The 21849-nt window shown below is 65.6% G+C and carries 20 protein-coding genes; 15 read left to right on the forward strand and 5 right to left on the reverse strand.

The window, feature by feature from the left end:
* Positions 1-9: 9 nt before the first annotated feature.
* Positions 10-882, reverse strand: coding sequence for a phosphoribulokinase (locus Q0P59_RS05015; protein WP_295004212.1), 873 nt, complete (start codon positions 880-882; stop codon positions 10-12).
* A gap of 81 nt (positions 883-963) precedes the next feature.
* Positions 964-2031, reverse strand: coding sequence for a class 1 fructose-bisphosphatase (locus tag Q0P59_RS05020; protein WP_295004214.1), 1068 nt, complete (start codon positions 2029-2031; stop codon positions 964-966).
* Between the two features lie 178 nt (positions 2032-2209).
* On the opposite strand from Q0P59_RS05020, the gene Q0P59_RS05025 reads away from it, so the two are divergent.
* From Q0P59_RS05025 to Q0P59_RS05040, 4 genes are all read left to right on the forward strand, one after another.
* Complete coding sequence (locus Q0P59_RS05025) at positions 2210-2908, forward strand: HAD family hydrolase (RefSeq protein ID WP_295004216.1); 699 nt, start codon at positions 2210-2212, stop codon at positions 2906-2908.
* A gap of 163 nt (positions 2909-3071) precedes the next feature.
* A complete protein-coding gene (locus Q0P59_RS05030; protein ID WP_295004218.1) occupies positions 3072-3746 on the forward strand; it encodes a CsgG/HfaB family protein in 675 nt (224 codons plus the stop codon).
* A 15-nt stretch (positions 3747-3761) separates the two neighbouring features.
* Positions 3762-4139 carry a DUF4810 domain-containing protein gene (locus Q0P59_RS05035; RefSeq protein WP_295004220.1) on the forward strand — a complete coding sequence of 126 codons (378 nt, stop codon included), beginning with the start codon at positions 3762-3764 and terminating at the stop codon, positions 4137-4139.
* Positions 4136-4813, forward strand: coding sequence for a DUF799 domain-containing protein (locus Q0P59_RS05040; protein ID WP_295004222.1), 678 nt, complete (start codon positions 4136-4138; stop codon positions 4811-4813). Before Q0P59_RS05035 ends, Q0P59_RS05040 begins: the two co-directional genes overlap by 4 nt.
* A 79-nt stretch (positions 4814-4892) precedes the next feature.
* Here Q0P59_RS05040 and Q0P59_RS05045 read toward each other — a convergent pair whose 3' ends face one another.
* Complete coding sequence (locus tag Q0P59_RS05045; RefSeq protein ID WP_295004224.1) at positions 4893-8432, reverse strand: EAL domain-containing protein; 3540 nt, start codon at positions 8430-8432, stop codon at positions 4893-4895.
* A gap of 305 nt (positions 8433-8737) precedes the next feature.
* Between Q0P59_RS05045 and Q0P59_RS05050 the strand changes: the two genes are divergently transcribed.
* The 10 genes from Q0P59_RS05050 to Q0P59_RS05095 all read left to right on the forward strand — a co-directional run bounded on the left by Q0P59_RS05050 (position 8738) and on the right by Q0P59_RS05095 (position 19783).
* On the forward strand, positions 8738-9313 hold the full coding sequence (locus tag Q0P59_RS05050; RefSeq protein ID WP_295004226.1) for a DUF4337 domain-containing protein: 576 nt from the start codon (positions 8738-8740) through the stop codon (positions 9311-9313).
* 14 nt (positions 9314-9327) lie between these two features.
* The gene (locus Q0P59_RS05055) at positions 9328-10425 is read left to right on the forward strand and encodes a hypothetical protein (protein ID WP_295004228.1); all 1098 of its coding nucleotides are present in this window, start codon (positions 9328-9330) and stop codon (positions 10423-10425) included.
* Between the two features lie 13 nt (positions 10426-10438).
* The gene (locus tag Q0P59_RS05060; protein WP_295004230.1) at positions 10439-11053 is read left to right on the forward strand and encodes a TRIC cation channel family protein; all 615 of its coding nucleotides are present in this window, start codon (positions 10439-10441) and stop codon (positions 11051-11053) included.
* A 7-nt stretch (positions 11054-11060) separates the two neighbouring features.
* Entirely contained in the window at positions 11061-11636 is a 576-nt protein-coding gene (locus Q0P59_RS05065) for an ACP phosphodiesterase (protein ID WP_295004232.1), read from the forward strand.
* A 157-nt stretch (positions 11637-11793) separates the two neighbouring features.
* Positions 11794-13173 (forward strand): ribulose-bisphosphate carboxylase, encoded by a 1380-nt coding sequence (locus Q0P59_RS05070; RefSeq protein ID WP_295004235.1) that lies wholly within the window; start codon positions 11794-11796, stop codon positions 13171-13173.
* A gap of 29 nt (positions 13174-13202) precedes the next feature.
* Positions 13203-14006 carry a CbbQ/NirQ/NorQ/GpvN family protein gene (locus Q0P59_RS05075; protein WP_295004237.1) on the forward strand — a complete coding sequence of 268 codons (804 nt, stop codon included), beginning with the start codon at positions 13203-13205 and terminating at the stop codon, positions 14004-14006.
* Between the two features lie 3 nt (positions 14007-14009).
* On the forward strand, positions 14010-16307 hold the full coding sequence (locus tag Q0P59_RS05080; RefSeq protein ID WP_295004239.1) for a hypothetical protein: 2298 nt from the start codon (positions 14010-14012) through the stop codon (positions 16305-16307).
* 70 nt (positions 16308-16377) lie between these two features.
* Complete coding sequence (locus tag Q0P59_RS05085) at positions 16378-17328, forward strand: LysR family transcriptional regulator (RefSeq protein WP_295004241.1); 951 nt, start codon at positions 16378-16380, stop codon at positions 17326-17328.
* A 32-nt stretch (positions 17329-17360) separates the two neighbouring features.
* Positions 17361-18695 carry a DUF3422 domain-containing protein gene (locus tag Q0P59_RS05090; protein WP_295004243.1) on the forward strand — a complete coding sequence of 445 codons (1335 nt, stop codon included), beginning with the start codon at positions 17361-17363 and terminating at the stop codon, positions 18693-18695.
* A gap of 155 nt (positions 18696-18850) precedes the next feature.
* Complete coding sequence (locus Q0P59_RS05095; protein WP_295004244.1) at positions 18851-19783, forward strand: phosphoribosylaminoimidazolesuccinocarboxamide synthase; 933 nt, start codon at positions 18851-18853, stop codon at positions 19781-19783.
* 85 nt (positions 19784-19868) lie between these two features.
* Here Q0P59_RS05095 and Q0P59_RS05100 read toward each other — a convergent pair whose 3' ends face one another.
* Positions 19869-20303 (reverse strand): hypothetical protein, encoded by a 435-nt coding sequence (locus Q0P59_RS05100; protein WP_295004246.1) that lies wholly within the window; start codon positions 20301-20303, stop codon positions 19869-19871.
* Positions 20304-20305: 2 nt separating this feature from the next.
* Positions 20306-20932 carry an ORF6N domain-containing protein gene (locus Q0P59_RS05105; protein ID WP_295004248.1) on the reverse strand — a complete coding sequence of 209 codons (627 nt, stop codon included), beginning with the start codon at positions 20930-20932 and terminating at the stop codon, positions 20306-20308.
* A 123-nt stretch (positions 20933-21055) separates the two neighbouring features.
* On the opposite strand from Q0P59_RS05105, the gene Q0P59_RS05110 reads away from it, so the two are divergent.
* Positions 21056-21829 carry a DUF2189 domain-containing protein gene (locus tag Q0P59_RS05110; protein WP_295004250.1) on the forward strand — a complete coding sequence of 258 codons (774 nt, stop codon included), beginning with the start codon at positions 21056-21058 and terminating at the stop codon, positions 21827-21829.
* Positions 21830-21849: the final 20 nt, after the last annotated feature.

Raw genomic sequence — 21849 nt, forward strand, 5'->3', positions numbered from 1 at the left:
GCTTTCTCCTCAGGCACGGCGCTTCAGGTCCATCAGGCGGAGGACCATGGGGGTGAAGATCATCTGCATGGCGAGGCCCATCTTGCCGCCGGGCACGACCAGGGTGTTCGGGCGGGTGAGCATGGAACCGTGCAGCATGGAGAGCAGGTATTGGAAGTCGATGCCCTTGGGGTTGGCGAAACGGATGACCACCATGCTTTCGTCGGCCGTCGGGATGTCGCGGGCGATGAAGGGGTTGGAGGTATCGACGATGGGCACGCGCTGGAAATTGACGTGGGTGCGGCCGAATTGCGGACAGAGGTGGCTGACGTAGTCCGGCATGCGGCGCAGAATGGTGTCGGTGACCGCCTCCTGCGAATAGCCGCGCATCTTCTGGTCGCGGTGCAGCTTCTGTATCCACTCCAGGTTGATGATGGGCACGACGCCGACGCAGAGGTCCACCTGCTTGGCGATGTTGATGCCCTCGCCGGCCCAGGCGCCGTGCAGGCCTTCGTAGAACATCAGGTCGGTGGCATCGGGAATGTCCTGCCACGGCGTGAAGGTGCCCGGCTCCTGCTTCCACGGCTCGGCCTCGCCGGCATCGTGCAGGTACTTGCGCACCTTGCCGCTACCGCTGCTGCCGTAATCGACGAAGAGCTGTTCCAGCTCGGCCAGCAGGTTGGCCTCCGGCCCGAAATGGCTGAAGTTCAGGTTGCCGATTTCCTCCTGCGCCTTCATCTCGGCCCGCATGCTCAGCCGGTCGTAGCGGTGGAAGGAATCGCCCTCGACGATCTGCGCCTTCAGCCCTTCGCGGCGGAAGATGTGCTGGAAGCTCTGCATCACCGTGCTGGTGCCGGCACCGGATGACCCGGTGATGGCGATGATGGGGTGTTTGACGGACATGGATTTCTCCTGCGGATGTGAATTCTTTACCCGGCAAGGCAGCCCGAAACGGGCGCTACGCCGGCATCGCCAAGGGCTGCTTCAAGCGGAATCGCGGAACAGCGAGCGTTCGGAGAACAATGGCGAAACGAAGGGACGGTCGGCGCCGGTGTCGTATTCCTGGTGGTAGCGCTCGACCCGCTCGACCTCTTGCTTCGACCCGAGGATCACCGGCACGCGCTGGTGCAGGGCATCCGGCTGCACGTCGAGGATGCGCTGGCGGCCGGTGCTCGCCGCGCCGCCGGCCTGCTCGATGAGCATGGCCATCGGGTTGGCTTCGTAGAGCAGGCGCAGGCGGCCGGGCTTCTTCGGGTCCTTGTTATCCTTCGGGTACATGAAGATGCCGCCGCGGATCAGGATACGATGTACTTCGGCGACCATCGAGGCGATCCACCGGGTATTGAAATCCTCGCCGCGCACGCCGGACTTGCCGGCCTTGCACTCGGCCACGTAGCGCTGCACCGGCGGCTCCCAGAAGCGCTCGTTGGAGGTGTTGATGGCGAATTCGCGGGTCTCTTCCGGCACCCGAATGTTGGCATGGGTGAGGATGAAGTTGCCGCTCTCGCGATCCAGCGTGAAGCCGTGCGTGCCGTCGCCGAGGGTCAGCACCATCATCGTCGACGGGCCGTAGATGGCGTAGCCGGCGGCAACCTGCTCGCTGCCCGGACGCAGGTAGTCGCCCGGCTCGGCATCGCCGGCGCTGGGCCGGGTGAAGATGGAGAAGATGGTGCCGACCGAGACATTGACGTCGCTGTTCGACGAGCCGTCGAGCGGATCGAAGACCAGCAGGTAGCGGCCGCGCGGATACTCGGCGGGAATCCGGTACGGATCGTCCATCTCCTCCGAGGCCATGCCGGCCAGCTGGCCGCCCCACTCGCAATGGTGCAGGATGGCTTCATTGGTGAGAACATCGAGCTTCTTCTGCACCTCGCCCTGGACATTGGTGCTGTCCAGCGCGCCGAGGCTGCCGCCGAGCGCGCCCTTGGCGACCATCGCCGAGATGGTCTTGACGGCGGCGGCGACGTCGATGAGCAGGGCGCCGAGTTCGCCATGGCTGGCGCGGGTATGTTCGATGACGAACTTCGAGAGGGTCGTACGGCCGAATTGCATGGTGTCTCCAATCATTCTTGTGTTACCGCATTGGTAGCCACGATAAGTGACCCGTTAATTAAGTAACAGTCAGATTTTCTTAAGCACTGATTCAGCCATCGTTTAATAAACATCCCCTTATCACCCACGTCAGAACACCTGACTGGATAGGCCGCCGGGAGCGGGCTAGGGTGTGCGCATGAACGCACTCCAGGCCCTGATCTTCGACGTCGATGGCACGCTCGCCGAAACCGAGCGCGACGGCCACCGCCCCGCCTTCAACGCCGCCTTCGCCGAGCACGGGCTGGACTGGCACTGGGATGCAAGCCTGTACGGCGAGCTGCTCGCCATCACCGGCGGCAAGGAGCGCATGCGCCATTACGCCGAGCGCTACGCGCCCGAGGTCGCCGCCCGGGCCGATGTCGACACGCTGATCAGGCAATTGCACGCCGCCAAGACGGCGCATTACGTCCGCCTGGTCGGCACCGGCCACCTCGCCCTGCGCCCCGGCGTCGCCGAGCTGATCGCCGAGGCGCGCGCCGCCGGCATCCGGCTGGCCATCGCCACCACCACCTCGCCGGAAAACGTCGGCGCCCTGCTCGACGCCAGCCTGGCGCCGGGTTCGAGCGACTGGTTCGAGGTCATCGGCGCCGGCGACGTCGTCGCCGCCAAGAAACCGGCCCCCGACATCTACCGCTGGGTGCTCGACCGCCTCGCCCTGCCCGCCGGCGCCTGCCTGGCCATCGAGGATTCCGAAAACGGCCTGCGCGCGGCGCTGGGCGCCGGGCTGCGCTGCCTGGTCACGGTCGGCGAATACACGCGGGGGCAGGATTTTTCGGGGGCGGCGGCGGTGCTCGACAGCCTGAGCGACACCTCGCTCGTACGCCTGCCCTCCTGACCGGAAGCGGGCCGGCGGTACGCCGCACGCCCGCCCCGCCCCTGGCGGCCCTCGGCCGACAATCCGCTTTTCCGGCATCGCCATTTGGATACTACAATTGCATCTTTCCGGAGGCGCCTTGCGCGACAGGTCCGGATGTACCGCCATCCTCGAGGAGAGAAGCATGTTCAAGAAAAACATCCTGGCCTGCGCCTGCGTTGCCGTGGTCGCCACGCTTTCCGGTTGCGCGACGGAAGATTCCCGCACCCTGGTGCCGCAACAGACGGCCGCCGCCGCGCGCCCCTACGTCGGCGTCCGCCAGCCGATTTCCGTCGGCAAGTTCGACAACCGCTCGAGCTTCATGCGCGGCATCTTCACCGACGGCGTCGACCGTCTCGGCAGCCAGGCCAAGACCATCCTGGTTTCCCATCTCCAGCAGACCAACCGCTTCTCGGTGCTGGACCGCGAGAACATGTCCGAAATCAGGCAGGAAGCGGAAATTGCCAAAAAACAGCAGGCGCTCAAGGGCGCCCGCTACGTGGTTACCGGCGACGTCACCGAATTCGGCCGCAAGGAAGTCGGCGACCACCAGCTGTTCGGCATCCTGGGGCGCGGCAAGCAGCAGATCGCCTACGCCAAGGTGACGCTGAACGTGGTCGATGTGCAAACCTCGGAAGTCATCTACTCCACCGCCGGCGCCGGCGAATACTCGCTGTCCAACCGCGAGGTGGTCGGTTTTGGCGGTACGGCAAGCTACGACTCGACCCTCAACGGCAAGGTGCTCGACCTCGCCATCCGTCAGGCCGTCGATGGCCTGGTCAACGGCATTGAAACCGGCGCCTGGCGCCCGGGCAACTGATACCCGGGAAGACGCATGCTTCGAACCCACCCGAAACAGGGCCCGCTGTTGCTGACGGCCCTGCTGGCCGCGACGCTCGCCGGCTGCGCCACGCGCCAGCAACCGCTGTATTACTGGGGCAACTTCCAGGATCAGCAATACGCCTACTTCAAGGGCGACAAAGGGCCGGAAGACGGCATCCAGAACCTGGAACGGGTCCGCGAGGAGGCCCGTTCGCGCGGCCGCCCCGTGCCGCCGGGCTTTCAGGCGCACCTCGGCATGCTGTACGGGCAGACCGGGCGAACCGACCTGTTCGAACAGAACCTGCTGGCCGAAAGGCAGCAGTTTCCGGAAAGCGCCGTTTACGTGGACTTCCTGCTGAAGAAGCAACAAAAACAGGAAGGCAGCCGATGAAAAGCATCCACACGCTGCGCGGCGCCGTCCTGGCGCTGGCAACCCTGCTGCTCGCCGGCTGCGCCACGCAACAGGCCTACGACTACACGGCCTTCAAGGAAGCGCGCCCGGCGTCGATTCTCGTGCTGCCGCCGCTCAACAGCTCGCCCGACATCGCCGCCACCTACAGCATGATGTCCCAGACGACGGCGCCGCTCGCCGAATCGGGTTACTACGTTTTCCCGGTGACGCTGGTGGACGAGAGCTTCAAGCAGAACGGCCTGACCGTGCCGGCCGACATACACGCCGTGCCCATCGGCAAGCTGCGCGAGATCTTCGGCGCCGACGCGGCGCTGTACATCAACGTCAAGCAATACGGCACCTCCTACGCGGTGATCGCCAGCGAAACCCGCGTCACCGCCGAAGCCCGGCTGGTCGACCTGCGCAGCGGCAATGTGCTGTGGTCCGGCGCAGCGACCGCCTCCAGCGCCGAAGGCAGCAACAACAACAGCGGCGGCCTGATCGGCATGCTGGTCAATGCGGCGATCCGCCAAATCATCGAAACGATCAGCAGCCAGGGGCATCTCATCGCCGGCCGGACCAGCGCCAGGCTGCTCAGCGCCGGCCGCCCCAACGGCCTCCTCTATGGCCCCCGCTCGCCGATGTATCTCAAGGAAGGCGTGCCGGCGCAGTAAGGACTACGCCGCCACCGCGCGAACGGCGAGTCGTACGAGTCGCCGTTCGCGTAGGCAGCAGCAGACCCCGGGCGGGCGATCAGATCGTTTTCCAGGCCTCGGCCTCGGCCCAACTTCCGCACCAGGAAGGCATCAGGCCGGCCGGCATGGGTTTGGCGATGCCGTAGCCCTGGGCCAGGCGGCACCCCATCTTGCGCAAAGCCGAACCGTGGGCCATGGTTTCCACGCCCTCGGCGATCACCTCGTGATGGAAAGCCGAAGCGAGCTGGATAACGCTGTGAACGATGCCCAGGTCGTCGGGGCTGTCCAGCATGTCGCGGACGAAACTCTGGTCGATCTTGAGCGTATTGATCGGCAGTTTGCGCAGATATGTCAGCGACGAATAGCCGGTGCCGAAATCGTCCAGGGAAAACCTGACGCCAAGCGCCATGCAGCGCTCCAGAATCTGAACCGCCTTGTCCAGGTCGCTCAAGGCTGCGGTTTCCAGGATCTCCAGCTCCAGCATCGCCGGCGAAACGCAGGCATGGCGCGCCAGAGCACATCCGAGCCGGTCGACGAAATTGGGCTGCAGCAGGTGGTTGGCGCTGATGTTCACGCTCACCGTGATCTGCAGATCCATCGCCATCCAGCTTTTGATCTGCCTGAGCGCCGCCTCGATCACCCATTCGCCGAACGCGCATTCGAGATCGCTGCCATGCAGGTCCGGGAGGAACTCGCCGGGCGACAGCAAGCCGCGCTCCGGATGCTGCCAACGCGCCAGCGCCTCGGCGCCGATCACCTCGCCGCTCACCAGGTCGACCTTGGGCTGGTAGAAGAGCAGGAATTCGTCTCGCAACACCCCTTGCCGCAAGCGATCCAGGTGAGCCCGGTGACGCTGGGCAATGCGATCGTTCTCCGGGTCGAAAAGCTGATAGCGGTCCTTGCCGGCCAGCTTGGCCAGATACATCGCCTGATCGGCATGGCGGAGCAAGGTATCGGGATCGGCGTCATCCGCCGGATACAGGCTGACCCCGATGCTGGCGGAAATCAAAAGTCGATATCCTTCCACGTTGACCGGCTTGCGTACCGCCAGCAGCAGGCGGTCGAGAACCTGCGTGCATTCCTCCGGCGAGGCGATATCGCTGAAGAGGACGACAAACTCGTCGCCGCCCAGGCGGGCCAGGGTATCGTCAACCCGCAGCACCTGTTTCAGGTGTTCGCTGACGCCCAGCAGCAGCTGGTCCCCTGCCGCATGGCCATAGCGGTCATTGATCGTCTTGAAGCCGTCGAGATCCATGAAGCAGATCGCCGACAACTTCCCGCTCCGCATCGAGCGGGCCAGCGACTGCCGGAGGCGATCGGAGAGCAGGCGCCGGTTCGGCAGTGCGGTCAGCGAATCGTAGTTGGCCGCCCGGTCCAGCTCCACCTCATGCGCCTTGAGCTGACTGATGTCGGAAAAGACGCTGATGTAGTGCTGAATGCGGCCTTGGTGATCCCGCGCCACGGAAACCGACTGCAAGGCGACAAAGAGCTCGCCGCTCTTGCGCCGGTTCCAGATTTCGCCCTGCCAGAAATCGTGCTGTTGCAACGCCGCCCAAAAGTCCCGGAAGAAACTCTCGTCGTGTCGCCCGGAAGCCAACACCCCGGGAGACTTTCCGATGACCTCGTCGCCGCCGTAGCCGGTGATGCGCGTGAACGCCGGATTGACCTTGGCAATCTGGCCATCGGCATTGGTCACCATGATGGCCTCGTAACAATGTTCGAACACCGAGCTCGCTTCCAACTGCGCCAACTCAAATTTCTTGCGCTCGGCGATATCGGTATGGGTACCCGACATGATCAGCGGCGTACCATCGCCGGCTCGCTCGACCACGCTGCCTCGCGTCAGGACCCAGAGCCAGTCGCCCTGCTTGGTCAGGCACCGGATTTCGGCCTCATGCCGATCCGACTGCCCGCTCAGATGACGCTCGATGGAAGCAATCGCCGACGGAAAATCGTCCGGATGCACCAATGCGGGCCAATTGCCGGTGGATACATCCATCTCGCCGGGCTGATAGCCAAGCATGGTTTCCCAGCGCCCGCTCACGCTGAATTCATCGGTCTTCAGATTCCAGTCCCAATACCCCTGGTCGGCCCCTTCCAGAACCCTGGCCAGGCGTTGCTCGCTGTCGCGCAGGGCGCTTTCGGCCCGGCGTCGCCCGGTAATATCCGTGCCCAGCACGTAATACCCGACGATCAGCCCCTGATCGTCGTACTTCGGCGCATAGTTGATGACCTGCCAGACGCCCGGGAAGGGCTCCCAATCGTAGCTTTGCGGTTCGCCCCGAAGAACCTTGGCAATCAGCGGCGCAGCGATCGCGTAGCGCTCGTCGCCCAGGATCTCCCGCACCGTGCAACCGGCAATGTCCGGCCTGCTCAGCGCGAAGCACTCCCGATACTGCCGATTGACATAGACATAGCGCTGCTCGGTATCGACAAAGGCGATCAGCGCCGGAACATTGTTGATGACTTCCCGCAGGTGGCCTTCGCTTTCATGCAGCTGTCGCGTTCGCTCCCTGACCCGCTGCTCCAGCAGCATGTTTTGCTCGCGAATCGTCCGCTGGGCTTCGCGGGCGGCCGACTCGTCGTGAAAAACGATCACCGAGCCGCGTACGTCCCCGGCTGCGCCTCTGATCGGTGCGGCGCTGTCTGCAATGGGCAACACGGTGCCGTCGCGGGCGAGCAGCGCGGCATGATTGGCCTGCCCGCCAGGCTGGCCGCTCCCGGGCGCCTCGTTCGCGAGCGGCGGTTCGCCGGGTTCGTCGGCCAGGCGAAAAACCTCGTCCAGCGAACGCCCTTGCGCCTCGGCAAAGGGCCACCCGGTCATTTGCTCGGCCGCCGCGTTCATCCGGGTAATCCGGCGCTCGATATCGGTCGCGATCACCGCATCGCCGATGGAACGCAAAGTGATCGACAAATCCTCCTCGCTCTCGGCCAGCGCCTGCCGGCTGGCGTACGTTTCGTTCACCTGGCGGCGGACAAGAAAGTAGGTGCCGACCAACAAGGCAAAAAGCGCCGTCGAGGCCAAGGCCGCGATGAGCAGCATTCGGTAGCGGGCCTTCGATTGATCCGTGGTACGCAGGCCGAGCAGCTGACGCTCCTGTTCGTCCATGTTCGACAGCACCTGCCGGATCCTCGCTCGCGTTTCCTGCAGCGGAGCCGACGCGACAAACGCATTCGCAGCCTCGGCGCCCTGGGTCTTGCGCAGGAACTCGACTTGCCTGGCCATGCCGAGACGCTGATTGATGACCTCCTGCAATTGCTCCCAATGGGTTTGCTGCTGAGGATTGTCGAGTATGAGCGTGCGAAGCTGCCGCAACAAACCCTCCCGCTCCACGATGGCCGTGTCTCGTTCGGCCAGGTGCTTTTCGTTACCGGAGATTCGGAAGTTTTGGGTGGTGATTTCAATCTGCAGCGTATCGGCCCGGATGCGCGCCAATTTATGAAGCACCTCCTGGGAGTGGGCGACCCGATGCACCGATTCCGTCGCATCCGCCGCCACTTTCCAGGTAATGCCGGAAAGCAGAACAACCACCGCAAGAGCAAGCCCGAAGGCCGCCAGGATTCTTTGTTTGAATTTATTCAACTGTCGCACGACCATCACTCGTCAAAGATTCGATGCCGCCTCGCCAAATTCCGGAAATATCCGGCTGAAGAGAAGAAACACGCTTTCGACCAGGCATTGCATAAATACCGACATCACTTAACCCAGCAGAGGAGACAATTAAAAACCACAAAAGTTTCTTTTCTGATAACCCAAATCAATTTTTTTTGTAACACTGATACACAACCTGCCAGACCAGCACCGCCCCCCCACCGCCCCGAAACAAGCACCTGCCCGACAGACCGCGCATCCCAATATAGAATTGGCGTCTCACAATAACTACCTCCATAAAGGATTCCCCAATGTCCGGTCACGGTTTTCACGTTCATGGCCCGCACGACCACGAGGTCGAGCACGTCGCCCAGCATGGCGGCGACAACTTCACGTCGCGCATCGCGGTGCTCACCGCCATCCTGTCGACGGTCGGCGCCATCTTCGGCTACATGGGCGGCCACTCGCAGAATGCCGCGCTGCTCTACAAGAACGATGCCGCCATCCAGAAGACGGCCGCCTCCAACCAGTGGAACTACTACCAGGCCAAGAGCAACAAGCAGAACCTGGCCGAACTGTCGGTGACGCTGACCACCGGCGAGGCGCAGGAGAAGTTCAAGGCGGCCATCGAGCGCTACAAGAAGGAAAAGGAAGAGATCAAGGTCGAGGCCGACAAGCTGGAAGCCGAGGCCAAAGCCTCGGACGAGCACAGCAACAAGGAAATGCACGTCCACGAACGCTGGGCGCTGGCCACCACGCTGATCCAGATCGCCATCGCGCTGTCGGCCATCACCCTGCTCACCCGCAAGCGCTGGATGCTGGTCGGCGTCTACGGCGCCTCGGCCCTCGGCCTGGTCGCCGGCGTCATGGGCTACCTGCACCTCTGAACGGCGTGCCGCCGATGCCCACGTTGCGCGCCCTGCTCGCCGGACTGGCCGGCTGCCTGCTGGCCGCCGTCGCCACCGCCGGCGAACCCTGCCGCGTCGCCTTCGACATGGGCTCATCCGGCATCCGCGCCGGCCAATCCGGCCGCCCGGAGGTGTTGCGGGCGGATATCGACTACCTCGCCCCGCTGGCGGCCGGACGCGGCCTGGGCGAAACGCTGCCGCCGACCGTCGCCGCGCTGCGCGACCTGCCGGCGCAAGGCGGCTTCGACCGGGGCTGCCCCCGTCTGGGCGGCGGCTTTTCCGCCTGGCGCATGGCGGCGCAGGAAGACCGCCGCAAGCTGGCCGGCGATCTCGAAGCCATCCGCAACGCCAGCGGCGTGGCCGTGCTGGTCATCCCGCAGCGCCAGGAAGGCGCCTACGGTTACCTCGGCGCCCGCCAGCTGCTCGGCCAGCGGCTGACCACCAGCCACATTCTCGACATCGGCGGCGGCAGCCTGCAGATTGCCGGCGAAAGCCACTCCTTCGGCGCGCTGTTCGGCCAGAAGCTGTGGCATCGCGAACTGTGCAAGGCGCTGCGCAACAGTGCCGAGCTGCCCTGCAAGCTGCAGCCGATGAGCCCGGCCGAACTCGACAGCGCCCGCCAGTTGCTGCGCACCCGCCTGCAAGGCATCGCCCGCGACCTGCCGGGCGGCGCCCGGATGACTGCCATCAGCCGCCCGGTGACGCGCGGCGTCGCGCCCGCCGTGGCCCACCTGTTCAACCGCCCGGCCGGCATCGACGAACTGTCGCCGGTCATGCTGCGCGCCACGCTCGAACTGCACGCCGGCCTCGGCCTCGACGACATGGCCGAAGGCCTGGGCATCGAGCGCAAACACGCCGCCTACCTGATCTCCGACCTGCTGCTGGTCGAGGGCCTGATGCAGGCCACCGGCAACCACAAGCTGCGCATCGCCGAACTCGACCTCACCAACCTGCCCGGCCTGCTCGCCGACGACCGCGGCTATCGCTGGGCGGCCAGCCACGACTGCTACCTGCAGCGCCTGCGCACCATCGGCGTCGGCGCCTATTTCAGCGACCCGGCCACCTGCGCCGCGCCGGCCGCGAAGCGCTGAGCGCAAGCCCGCCATGGAAAACCTGCTCTACTGGACCGCCCTCGTCGCCGTCGGCGTCAACGCCCTGACCGGGGTGCTCGACGCCGGCCGCAAGCAGATGGACCTGGTCGGCGCGGTGATGGTCGGCACGGCCACGGCGCTGGGCGGCGGCACGGTGCGCGACGTGCTGCTCGACCGCAAGGTGTTCTGGATCGCCGACCAGACCTACCTGCTGGTCGCCATCGCCACCACGCTGGCCGTCTTCTTCGTCGTGCGCGGCCTGAAGCTGCCGCAGCGCCTGTTCCTGATCCCGGACGCCGTCGGCCTCGCGCTGTTCACCATCACCGGCACCCAGGTCGCCCTCGAATGGCAGGCGCCGTGGCTGGTCGCCAGCCTGCTCGGCGTGACCACCGGGGTCGTCGGCGGCGTACTGCGCGACGTGCTGTGCAACGAAGTGCCGCTCGTCTTCGTGCGCGGCGAACTCTACGCTTCCGCCGCCTGGGCCGGGGCACTGGCCCTGATCGGCCTGCAGACGCTGGGCGTTTCGCCGGTCATCGCCGCCTGGGCCGGCATGGCCATCATCCTGCTCGCCCGCCTACTGGCCATGGCCTTCCGCATCACCGTGCCCACCTACAGCGAACGCCAGTAGGCGACCGATGAATTTCCTCGCCCATGCCGTGCTGGCCGGCGACGATCCGGCGCTCATCGTCGGCGGCGTGGTCGGCGACTGGATCAAGGGGCCGCTGCCCGGCCTGCTGCCGCCCGACCTGGCGCGCGGCGTAGCCCTGCACCGGGCCATCGACAGCCATGCCGAGACGCACCCGGCCTTCCAGCGCAGCCGCAACCGCGTCGCCGCCGACCGCCGCCGTTACGCCGGGGTGCTCGTCGACATCTTCTACGACCACCTGCTGGCCCGGGAATGGGCCCGCTTGCGGCCGACGCCGCTCGACAGCTACTGCGCCGCCGTCTATCGCCACATCGACGCCCGCCTGGCCGATCTCCCCGAGCATGCCCGCCCTGCCATGCAATTGATGGCCCGCGAGGACTGGCTGTCCAGCTATGCCGATCTCGCCGGCATCGCCGACGTGCTGCAGCGCATGGCGCGCCGCGCCCGCCAGCCCAACCCGCTGGCCGGCGGGGAGCAGGCATTCAGCGCCGACGCCGCCGGTTTCGCCGACGACTTCGGGCAGTGGTTTGCCGACGCGCAGGACTTCGTCGCGCGCCGGCCGTAGTCCGCTGCCGGCAGCCTCCCCCGCCCGGGCGACGCCAGGCAACACATCAGCCATCGCTGACCAATCCCGTAAAAATACGTGACTGTTATTTATCAGTAGCCCCCCCTAGCATTCAGTCCATCAGTTGCCCCGACGAACAAACCCTAGGAGACCAACGATGGACCAATCGAACCGCTATGCCGACCTCAGCCTGCGCGAAGAAGACCTGATCGCGGGCGGCGCGCATATCCTGTGCGCCTACCGGATGAAACCCAAGGCAGGTTACGGCTACCTCGAGGCGGCCGCGCACTTTGCCGCCGAATCCTCCACCGGCACCAACGTCGAGGTGTGCACCACCGACGAATTCACCAAGGGCGTCGATGCGCTGGTCTACCAGATCGACGAGGCCGCCGAGGAAATGCGCATCGCCTACCCGATCGACCTGTTCGACCGCAACATCACCGACGGCCGGATGATGATCGTTTCCTTCCTGACGCTGACCATCGGCAACAACCAGGGCATGGGCGACATCGAGTACGCCAAGATGATCGACTTCCACGTGCCGCCGCGCGCCATCCAGCTGTTCGACGGCCCGGCCAAGGACATTTCCGACCTCTGGCGCATTCTCGGCCGGCCGCTGCAGGATGGCGGCTACATCGCCGGCACCATCATCAAGCCCAAGCTCGGCCTGCGCCCCGAACCCTTCGCCCGCGCCGCCTACGAATTCTGGCTGGGCGGCGATTTCATCAAGAACGACGAGCCGCAGGGCAACCAGACCTTCGCCCCGATGAAGCAGGTGATTCCGCTGGTGGTCGACGCCATGCGCCGGGCCATGGACGAAACCGGCCAGCCGAAGATCTTCTCGGCCAACATCACCGCCGACGACCATTACGAAATGATCGCCCGCGGCGAGTACATCCTCGAAGCCTTCGGGCCGGATGCCGACAAGGTCGCCTTCCTGGTCGACGGCTACGTCGGCGGGCCGGGCATGATCACCACCGCCCGCCGGCGCTTCCCCAACCAGTACCTGCACTACCACCGCGCCGGCCACGGGGCCGTCACCAGCCCGCAGTCCAAGCGCGGCTACACCGCCTACGTGCTGGCCAAGATGTCGCGCCTGCAAGGGGCTTCCGGCATCCACGTCGGCACCATGGGCTACGGCAAGATGGAAGGCGAGAAGGACGACCGCGCCATCGCCTACATCATCGAGCGCGACAGCTACACCGGCCCGATCTACCACCAGGAGTGGTACGGCATGAAGCCGACGACGCCGATCATCTCCGGCGGCATGAACGCCCTGCGCCTGCCCGGCTTCTTCGAAAACCTCGGCCACGGCAACGTCATCAACACCGCCGGCGGCGGCTCCTACGGCCACATCGACAGCCCGGCCGCCGGCGCCAAGTCGCTGCGCCAGGCCTACGAATGCTGGAAAGCCAAGGCCGATCCCATCGAGTGGGCGCGCGAACACCCCGAGTTCGCCCGCGCCTTCGTCTCCTTCCCGGGCGATGCCGATGCGCTCTACCCCGGCTGGCGCGACAAGCTGGGCATCCACAAATAAAACCGCCCCACCCCGACAGAGAAACCGCCATGACCAGCGCCGATGCCTACCGACTCCGCAAGCAGCCCTTCTACCAGCCGCAGGACAACGAAGTCGCGCTCTACGAGGCGGCCTACGCCGCCCGCCTGCCGGTCATGCTGAAAGGGCCGACCGGCTGCGGCAAATCGCGCTTCGTCGAGTACATGGCCTGGAAGCTGGGCAAGCCGCTGATCAGCGTGGCCTGCAACGAGGACATGACGGCCGCCGACCTCGTCGGCCGCTACCTGCTCGACGCCGGCGGCACGCGCTGGCAGGACGGCCCGCTGACCCTGGCCGCCCGCCTCGGCGCCATCTGCTACCTCGACGAAATCGTCGAGGCCCGGCAGGACACGCTGGTGGTCATCCACCCACTGACCGACCACCGGCGCACCCTGCCGCTCGACAAGAAAGGCGAGCAGCTGGCCGCGCACCCTGATTTCCAGCTGGTCATTTCCTACAACCCCGGCTACCAGAGCCTGGTCAAGGACCTCAAGCAATCGACCAAGCAGCGCTTCACCGCCTTCCAGTTCGACTACCCGCCGGCCGCGCTGGAAGAGCGGATCGTCGCCGCCGAGACGGGCATCGCCGCCCCCCTGGCCGAACAGCTGGTCGCCGTCGCCCACGCCGGGCGCCGCCTCAAGGGGCACGGGCTGGACGAAGGCATCTCGACCCGCCTGATCGTCTATGCCGCCACCCTGATCGCCCAGGGCATCGCCCCCGCCGACGCCTGCCGCATGGCGATGGTCCGCCCGATCACCGACGACGCCGACGTGATCGACACGCTGGACCATGCCATCGCCGCCGTGTTCGGCTGAGCCATGGCCGTCCCCGGCATCCGCAACGTCGCCGACGCCCGCCGGCGGCTGATGGCCACAGCCGACTCGCAAGCCGCCTGGAGCGCGCTCGACTGCGGCTTCGCGGCGGTCGCCGACGTGTTCGACGAATGCCTGGCCGCCGCCCGCCAGCACATCGCGGCCGACGAACTGCCGGCCTTCCTCGACGCGGCGCGCGCCATCGGCAAGCTCGGGCGCGGCGCCGAACCCCTGCTCGCCTTTCTCGAATGCTGGCCGCGCGTGGTCGCCACGCTGGCCGTGCGCCAGTCGGCCATCCTGCCGACCCTGCAGGAGAGCATCCGGCGGCTGCAGAAATCGCCCAACGCGCCGGCCATAACGCCGCTGCTGCAAACGCTGGGCGCCGTCGCCGAACGCCTGCGCAGCGCCGACGCCCTGGCCGACTACCAGACGCTGGCGCTCGATCTCGCCGAGCGGACCGCCGGCTCCATCCACGGCCGCCAGACGACGCACCCCAGCCCCTCGCTGCCGGACTTCCTGGCCCAGGCGCCGCGCCTGCTCGGCCTGCTGTCGCTGGCCGGCCTGCGCCGCTGGATGGAACAGGGCATCCGCCTGACGGCCGAGCACCCGGAACAGCAGCGCGCCTATTTCGCGCTCGCCTCGCCGGAAAGCCGGGCCATGCTGCAGCGCGAACGCGAAGGCACGCTGTTCGCCGACGTCGAGCGCCGCCTCGCCCTGAGCCTGAGCGCACTGTGGGCCGACGACAGCCCGCTCGTCCCCTACTCGACCGCCTTCGCCGCCCCCGGCCTGCGCCCCTACCTGGCGACCGACGGCATGCGCCTGCCCGATGCCCTGGACAGCCTGTCCGGCATCGACGGCCTCGGCCGCTATCGCGCCATGCTCGCCCACCTCGCCGCCCACCGGCAATGGAGCCGGCCGCTCGTCGCCGACAACTGGAGCCCGCTGCAGCGCCTGGCGGTGGAAACGCTCGAAGACGCCCGCGTCGACCTGCTCCTGCTCCGCCGCTTCCCCGGCCTGCGCCCGCTGCTGCTGGCGTTGCACCCGCAACCGGCCGAGGACGCCTGCGATCCCGACCGGGTCAACACCCTGCGCCACCGCCTGACCTGCCTGTCGCGCGCCTGCCTCGACCCGGAGCATCCCTACACCGCTGCCGCGACCAGGGAATTCGCCACCCGCCTGCACGCCCTGCTTGCCGACGGCCCGGCCTCCACCCGCGCCGTCGCCGAGCTGGCGCTGGCCTGGGCGACGCGTACCCGGGTGCCCAGCGACCAGTTCGCCAACGTGCATTTCGCCGACACCGAGGTCGATTACCGCGACGACAACCGCCACCTGTGGACTTTCATCGAAGCCGGCGACGAGGAGGAAAGCTTCGAGCCGCGCCCCGCCCCGGCCGACCCGGAAGCGGCCGGCCTGCCGCCCCGCCACTATCCGGAATGGGATGCCGCGACGCAGAGCTTCCGTCCCGACTGGGCGGCGGTCTACGAAGCCCTGCACCCGGCCGGCGAGGCGGCGGACATCGACCGCCTGCTCGCCAAGCACGCCGTCCTCGCCCGCCGCCTGAAGCGCCTGCTCGACCGGCTCAAGCCGCAGGAGCGGGTGCGCCTGCGCTACCAGGAAGAAGGCAGCGAACTCGACCTCGATGTCGCGGTCCGCGCCTGGACCGACTGGCAGAGCGGCCAGCTGCCCGAGCCGCGCATCAACGTCAGCCACCGCACGGACGGCCGCGACATCAGCGCGCTGCTCCTCCTCGATCTTTCCCAATCGCTCAACGCCCGCCTGCCCGGCAGCGACCAGCGCATACTCGACACCGCCCGCGAAGCGGTCGCCCTGCTCGCCTGGGCCATCGGCGAACTGGGCGACGCCTGCGCCATCGCCGGTTTTCACTCCAATTCCCGGCACGAAGTGCGCTACCACCATATCAAGGGGTTTTCCGAAGCCTGGGACGAACCCGTCAAGGCCCGGCTGGCGGCGGTCGAGGCCGGCTACTCGACACGCATGGGGGCGGCCATCCGCCATGCCGGGCACGCCCTCTCCGGGCGGCGCAGCGAAAAGCGCATCCTGCTCCTGCTCACCGACGGCGAGCCGGCCGACATCGACGTCAGCGACCCGGACTACCTCATCGCCGATACCCGGCAGGCCGTCGAATCGCTCGCCGCCGAAGGCATCTCCACCTTCTGCTTGAGCCTGGACCCGAATGCCGGGCGCTATGTCGGGCGTATCTTCGGCCCCCACTGGCGGGTGCTCGACCGCATCGAACGCCTGCCGGAACAGCTGCCGATGGTGTACCTGAACCTGACACGCTGATTGACGCCGGCCGGCCCGGCTTCTAAAGTCAGGCATCGCTGAGCCCATACCGACCAACCTTCAAGCATCCATGAACTTTGTCCGCTCCCTGACCCTGCGCCAGCTGCAAATCTTCGTCGTCGCCGCCCGCCACCTGAGCTATGCCCGCGCCGCCGAGGAACTGCACCTGACGCCGCCGGCCGTGTCGATGCAGCTCAAGCAGCTCGAGGACAACGTCGGCCTGCCGCTGTTCGAGCGCATGGGGCGCGGCGTGGCGCTGACCGACGCGGGCGACATGCTGGTGCACCACGCGCTGCGCGTCCTCGGCGAGATCAAGGACGCCGAATCCCACCTCCAGGCGCTGCTCGGCGCCGAGGTCGGCCAGCTGTCGGTCGGCCTGGTCAGCACGGCCAAATACTTCATGCCGCGCCTGCTCGCCAAGTTCTCGCAGGAACACCCGGGCATCGAGGTGCAGTTCTCGGTCGGCAACCGCGAAAGCCTGCTCCAGAAGCTGCAGGACAACGCCATCGACCTCGCCGTGATGGGCCGCATCCCGACCGAGATCGACGCCCACGCCGAACCGATGGCCGGCCACCCCTACGTCCTCATCGGCCCGGCCGACCACCCGCTGCGCGACGCCCGCCGCTTCGACATGCACGAGCTGCGCCACGAAACCTTCCTGCTCCGCGAGGAAGGCTCGGGCTCGCGCCGCGTCGCCGAGGAAATGTTCAAGAACCACCTGTTCACGCCGCCGCGCACGATCAGCATGGGCAGCAATGAAACGATCAAGCAGGCGGTGATGGCCGGCATGGGCGTGGCGCTGATGTCGCTGCACACCCTGCCGCTGGAGTTGAAGACGGCCGAGGTGAGCATTCTCGACGTCATCGGCACGCCCATCGACCGCACCTGGTACGTGGTGAACATGAATGCCAAGCGCCTGCTGCCGGCCGGCCAGCGCTTCCGCCAGTACCTGCTGGAACAGTCGGCCATCGCCCTCGAGCAGGAATTCGGGCGTTACGTGATTCCTCGCACAGCAAGCTGATTTTGTTGGGCTACAATCTGGTGCACCGCAACATGACCTCTCCGACGCCGATCATGCATCCCCGCCTCGCGCTTTCCGAACTGACCGAACACCCGCTCCGCCAGCGCCTGAACAACGAGTTCCACGCCCGGCCGCCGGTGCCGCTGGTCGGCCCGGTGCTCGTCTCGCACCTGGTCTTCAAGCACAGCACCGAGAAAGCGCCGGCGGCCCGCGACAACCTGGGCAAGCTGTGCCAGGGCCACGTCTGCAATTCGATCGACAGTTCGGATTCGCACATGATGATCGACACCGGCGCCTTCCGCATGCGCTGGGAGTTGCACACCGAGTTCTCCAGCTACACCTTCTTCCGCTCGCTGACCACCGGCGAGGAGCTGCATCCGGACGTCACCGCCTTTGACGCCGTGCATCCCGAATGGATCGCCGGCATTCCCGGCAAGCTGATCGTCGCCACTCACGTCGAACTGCGCTCCACCGACGAGATCAGCCCCGACTCCGTGCTCGCCAGCCTGACGCCGAACGGCCGCACCATGGTCGCGGCGCGCGTCGCCGACGAAACGGCGTGGATCTTCACCGACTTCAAGATCGACAACGGCTTCTCGCGCTTCCTCGTCCTCAACGCCAGCATGACCCAGCGCCAGACCGGCCGCACCGTGCAGCGCCTGGTCGAGATCGAGACCTACCGCATGATGGCCCTGCTCGGCCTGCCCGTCGCCAAGGAAGTCGGCAAGTGGCTGTACAAGGGCGAAAAGGAACTCGCCGAAATGATGGACCACATCGGCCAGGCGCGAAGCGCCGACGACGAGCGCAACATCCTCGCCTCGCTGTCCCGGCTCGCCGCCGAAGTCGAGCACTCCGTCGCCCGCACCACCTTCCGCTTCGGCGCCTCCCGCGCCTACCACGGCCTGGTCATGCAGCGCATCGAGGAACTGCGCGAGCAGCGCATCTCCGGCCTGCCGACCTTCACCGAATTCATGCAGCGCCGCCTGCTGCCCGGCATGAACACCTGCGAAGCCATCGCCCGCCGCCAGGAAGAACTCTCCGCCCGCGTCGCCCGCAACAGCCAGCTGCTGCGCACTCGTGTGGATATCGAACTGGAACGCCAGAACCAGGAACTGCTCGCCCAGATGAACCGCCGCGCCAAGCTGCAGCTGCACCTGCAGGAAGCGGTCGAAGGCCTCTCCGTCGTCGTGCTCACCTACTACGGATCGCAGCTGGTGCAGTACATCGCCAAGGGGACGAAGGAACTGCATCACCTCAACACCGATGTGATCACGGCTGTTTCGATTCCGGTGATTGCCGGCTTGGTGGCCTGGGGGACGCGGCGGATGCGAAGGAAGCTGGCGAAGGAAGAAGGGGCGGCGGTCTGAGGGCTGGTTGGTAGTTTTCTGCTCGTTCGAGCGTTGTTTTCCGCCCTTGCGGGGCGGAAAACAACGCTCGAACAAACGCACAACACCCCAACCACGAAACCAACCCCCCGCAATAATTTATAATCCCCACCTTTGCTCATTTCGGGAACCCGATCGTGACCGCTCCGCTCTTCGAATCCACCATCACCAGCCTCCCCCTCATCAACAAGGGCAAGGTCCGCGACATCTACGCCGTCGATGACGAAAAGCTGCTCATCGTCACCAGCGACCGCCTCTCCGCCTTCGACGTCGTCCTCCCGGACCCGATCCCGCGCAAGGGCGAAGTACTGCAGGCCGTGGCCAACTTCTGGTTCGACAAGCTCGGCCACATCGTCCCCAACCAGCTGACCGGCATCGACCCGGAAACCGTCGTCGCCGAAAACGAGCGCGACCAGGTGCGCGGCCGTGCCGTCGTCGTCAAGCGCCTGCGCCCGCTGCCCATCGAAGCCGTCGTTCGCGGCTACGTCATCGGCTCCGGCTGGAAGGATTACCAGCAGACCGGCGCCATCTGCGGCATCGCCCTGCCGGCCGGTCTCCAGATGGCCGCCAAGCTGCCCTCGCCGATCTTCACCCCGGCGACCAAGGCCGCCGTCGGCGACCATGACGAAAACGTTTCCTTCGCCACCGCCCAGGCCAACTGCGCCGCCGACCTCGCCGACGTGCTGGCCGGCACCGGCAAGAACGGCGCCGGCCTCGCCGACGAAGCCCGCATCGCCGCCATCCGCCTGTACGAGGAAGCCTCGGCCTACGCCCGTGGCCGCGGCATCATCATCGCCGACACCAAGTTCGAGTTCGGCATCGACAAGGCCGGCACCTTGCACCTGATCGACGAGGCCCTGACCCCGGACTCCTCCCGCTTCTGGCCCGCCGACCAGTACGAGGAAGGCAAGAACCCGCCGTCCTACGACAAGCAGTACGTCCGCGACTACCTGGAAACCCTGGACTGGGGCAAGGTCGCCCCCGGCCCCAAGCTGCCGGCCGACGTCATCGCCCGCACCAGCGCCAAGTACATCGAAGCCTACGAAAAGCTGACCGGCAAGACGCTGTAAGCGAAAGCCGCTTCAACAAAAACGCCCGCTGCATGCGGGCGTTTTATTTTGTCAATTTGAAACTCCGGGATCGCAAACTTTCGGGTTATTTACCTTTCCCGACGATGGATTCGAGGCTTGTCGGTTTTACCGCCAGTTCAAGAACCTCATCGCCCATCAGCGTGCCGCATCCTGGACATTTGCACCAATACTCCATGATCTCCGCATGCGGAACTCCACGCCCTTCCTTGATTTCCCAGCCATAACCACACTCGGGGCAGCGAGCCGGAACGGGAATCAACTTCCTTTCAAAAAAGTGAAGACATACAAGCGCCGCAGTGTAGCCCACGATCAGACCCACCAACATTTTCGTTCCCGATGTGCGTGCTGCGTTTGGCTCGATCAAGACCCAAGCAATCGCACCTCCAATTCCCAACAGATATCCAATCAACAGGACCGTATTTCGTATTGAACGATTTCGTCGCGCCAAGGCTTTTGCTTGAATCGTCTGTATTGCGACCTCTGGTGCAATGTACGGCATGACTATCGAATATCCATCAATGAATAACCCGGGCGTTGGACAACAAGCTGTCTTAGCCCTTGGCTTCCGGTTTCACAAACCCAATCGGCCGCTTCGGCGCATCCGGTGGCGTCATCAATTCGCGAATTGCCGCGAAAACCTGCCTCAGTTGAGCACGGGTGTTGTGCGCGAAATTGTCTTGTTGCAGCGCCAGCATTTCGGTTTTTTTCTTCAAGTTCGCCCAGCCGCTTGGCCAAGTCGCCATGCGTGTTGGCGAGTTCGCGTACGCGCACGAAAGTACGCATGATCTCGATGTTGATCGCGATGGCACGCGGACTGCTCAACACCGATGAAAGCATGGCGACGCCTTGTTCGGTAAAGGCATAAGGTGCCGTCCGACGACCACCACGCCCAGGCTTTGAGATCACGGCCTGTGATCTCAAAGCCGCAACATCCTGATTATTAAGCTGGAACATGAAATCATCCGGAAACCGATCCTGGTTACGTTTGACCGCTTGCACCAGAACCCGCGTCTCGACACCGTAGAGCTCCGCCAAGTCGCTATCGAGCATTACCCGCTGCTCGCGAAGCACCAGAATACGACTGCCAATCAAAGACTGCACTGGAATGCTTGTCTGACTCACACTCATTTTCGCCCCTCCCACCACATTCTATCCACAAATACGATGGCATACGCCCAGCTTTTCCAGAGCAACTGAACCCCGCCCCCGCTTCCCGGTCAAACCTCCGTAATCCCGACCCCGGAGGCTGCGATGAAACACGTTTCCGATTTCCATGCGCACGGCTTGTCCTTGCCCGCCGTCCGGCACATTGGCGCCGACCGCCCCTTGGCCTGGCTCAAGGCCGGCTGGCATGACCTCAAGGCCAACCCACTGCCTTCGCTGGCCTATGGCCTGCTCTTCGCGTTGTGCGGCGACCTGATCATCCTCGCCACGCTCAACCGGCCGCACCTGCTCACGGTGTCGGTTTCCGGTTTCTTCCTGGTCGCCCCGCTGCTCGCCGCCGGGCTGAACGAGTTGAGCCGCCAGCATGAGGCGGGAAGGAAACCGTTCTTCATCGATTCCATTCAGTGCTTCCACCACAACGGCGAATCGCTCGCTTTCTTCGGCCTGTTGCTCGCGCTGGTCGGCCTGATGTGGGAGCGTTTCTCGGCGATCGCCTTCGCCCTGCTCGGCAGTTCCACCGGGATCGATGCCCGCGCCTTCATCGTCAGCCTGCTGCTCAGCGGCGAGCACAATGCCTTCATCGGCACCTGGTTCGCCCTGGGCGGCGTGCTTGCCCTGTGTGTTTTCGCCATTTCGGTCGTCACCGTGCCGATGATGCTCGACCACGACGCCGACATGCCGACCGCCACCGTGACCAGCCTGCGCGCCTTCCTGCTCAATACCGGCCCCTTGCTGCTGTGGGCCGCCTTGCTGGTGGCCCTGACCCTGATCGGTTTCGCCACCCTGCTCTTCGGCCTGGTGGTGATCATGCCGATTCTCGGCCACGCGACGTGGCACGCCTATCGCGACCTTGTAGAATAGCCTGCTGAACGCCAATCCAC

The sequence above is a fragment of the uncultured Dechloromonas sp. genome, assembly GCF_945957265.1.
In the GTDB taxonomy this organism is placed as follows: domain Bacteria; phylum Pseudomonadota; class Gammaproteobacteria; order Burkholderiales; family Rhodocyclaceae; genus Azonexus.

What these genes read in the sequence shown, in the direction of transcription:
- Q0P59_RS05105 (WP_295004248.1), bottom strand. Translation starts at nt 20,932, where the DNA reads ATGAGTGTGAGTCAGACAAGCATTCCAGTGCAGTCTTTGATTGGCAGT.
- Q0P59_RS05060 (WP_295004230.1), top strand. Translation starts at nt 10,439, where the DNA reads ATGGAAAACCTGCTCTACTGGACCGCCCTCGTCGCCGTCGGCGTCAAC.
- Q0P59_RS05035 (WP_295004220.1), top strand. Translation starts at nt 3,762, where the DNA reads ATGCTTCGAACCCACCCGAAACAGGGCCCGCTGTTGCTGACGGCCCTG.
- Q0P59_RS05050 (WP_295004226.1), top strand. Translation starts at nt 8,738, where the DNA reads ATGTCCGGTCACGGTTTTCACGTTCATGGCCCGCACGACCACGAGGTC.
- Q0P59_RS05030 (WP_295004218.1), top strand. Translation starts at nt 3,072, where the DNA reads ATGTTCAAGAAAAACATCCTGGCCTGCGCCTGCGTTGCCGTGGTCGCC.
- Q0P59_RS05045 (WP_295004224.1), bottom strand. Translation starts at nt 8,432, where the DNA reads ATGGTCGTGCGACAGTTGAATAAATTCAAACAAAGAATCCTGGCGGCC.
- Q0P59_RS05040 (WP_295004222.1), top strand. Translation starts at nt 4,136, where the DNA reads ATGAAAAGCATCCACACGCTGCGCGGCGCCGTCCTGGCGCTGGCAACC.
- Q0P59_RS05015 (WP_295004212.1), bottom strand. Translation starts at nt 882, where the DNA reads ATGTCCGTCAAACACCCCATCATCGCCATCACCGGGTCATCCGGTGCC.
- Q0P59_RS05065 (WP_295004232.1), top strand. Translation starts at nt 11,061, where the DNA reads ATGAATTTCCTCGCCCATGCCGTGCTGGCCGGCGACGATCCGGCGCTC.
- Q0P59_RS05025 (WP_295004216.1), top strand. Translation starts at nt 2,210, where the DNA reads ATGAACGCACTCCAGGCCCTGATCTTCGACGTCGATGGCACGCTCGCC.
- Q0P59_RS05080 (WP_295004239.1), top strand. Translation starts at nt 14,010, where the DNA reads ATGGCCGTCCCCGGCATCCGCAACGTCGCCGACGCCCGCCGGCGGCTG.
- Q0P59_RS05100 (WP_295004246.1), bottom strand. Translation starts at nt 20,303, where the DNA reads ATGCCGTACATTGCACCAGAGGTCGCAATACAGACGATTCAAGCAAAA.
- Q0P59_RS05110 (WP_295004250.1), top strand. Translation starts at nt 21,056, where the DNA reads ATGAAACACGTTTCCGATTTCCATGCGCACGGCTTGTCCTTGCCCGCC.
- Q0P59_RS05020 (WP_295004214.1), bottom strand. Translation starts at nt 2,031, where the DNA reads ATGCAATTCGGCCGTACGACCCTCTCGAAGTTCGTCATCGAACATACC.
- Q0P59_RS05070 (WP_295004235.1), top strand. Translation starts at nt 11,794, where the DNA reads ATGGACCAATCGAACCGCTATGCCGACCTCAGCCTGCGCGAAGAAGAC.
- Q0P59_RS05055 (WP_295004228.1), top strand. Translation starts at nt 9,328, where the DNA reads ATGCCCACGTTGCGCGCCCTGCTCGCCGGACTGGCCGGCTGCCTGCTG.
- Q0P59_RS05090 (WP_295004243.1), top strand. Translation starts at nt 17,361, where the DNA reads ATGACCTCTCCGACGCCGATCATGCATCCCCGCCTCGCGCTTTCCGAA.
- Q0P59_RS05075 (WP_295004237.1), top strand. Translation starts at nt 13,203, where the DNA reads ATGACCAGCGCCGATGCCTACCGACTCCGCAAGCAGCCCTTCTACCAG.
- Q0P59_RS05085 (WP_295004241.1), top strand. Translation starts at nt 16,378, where the DNA reads ATGAACTTTGTCCGCTCCCTGACCCTGCGCCAGCTGCAAATCTTCGTC.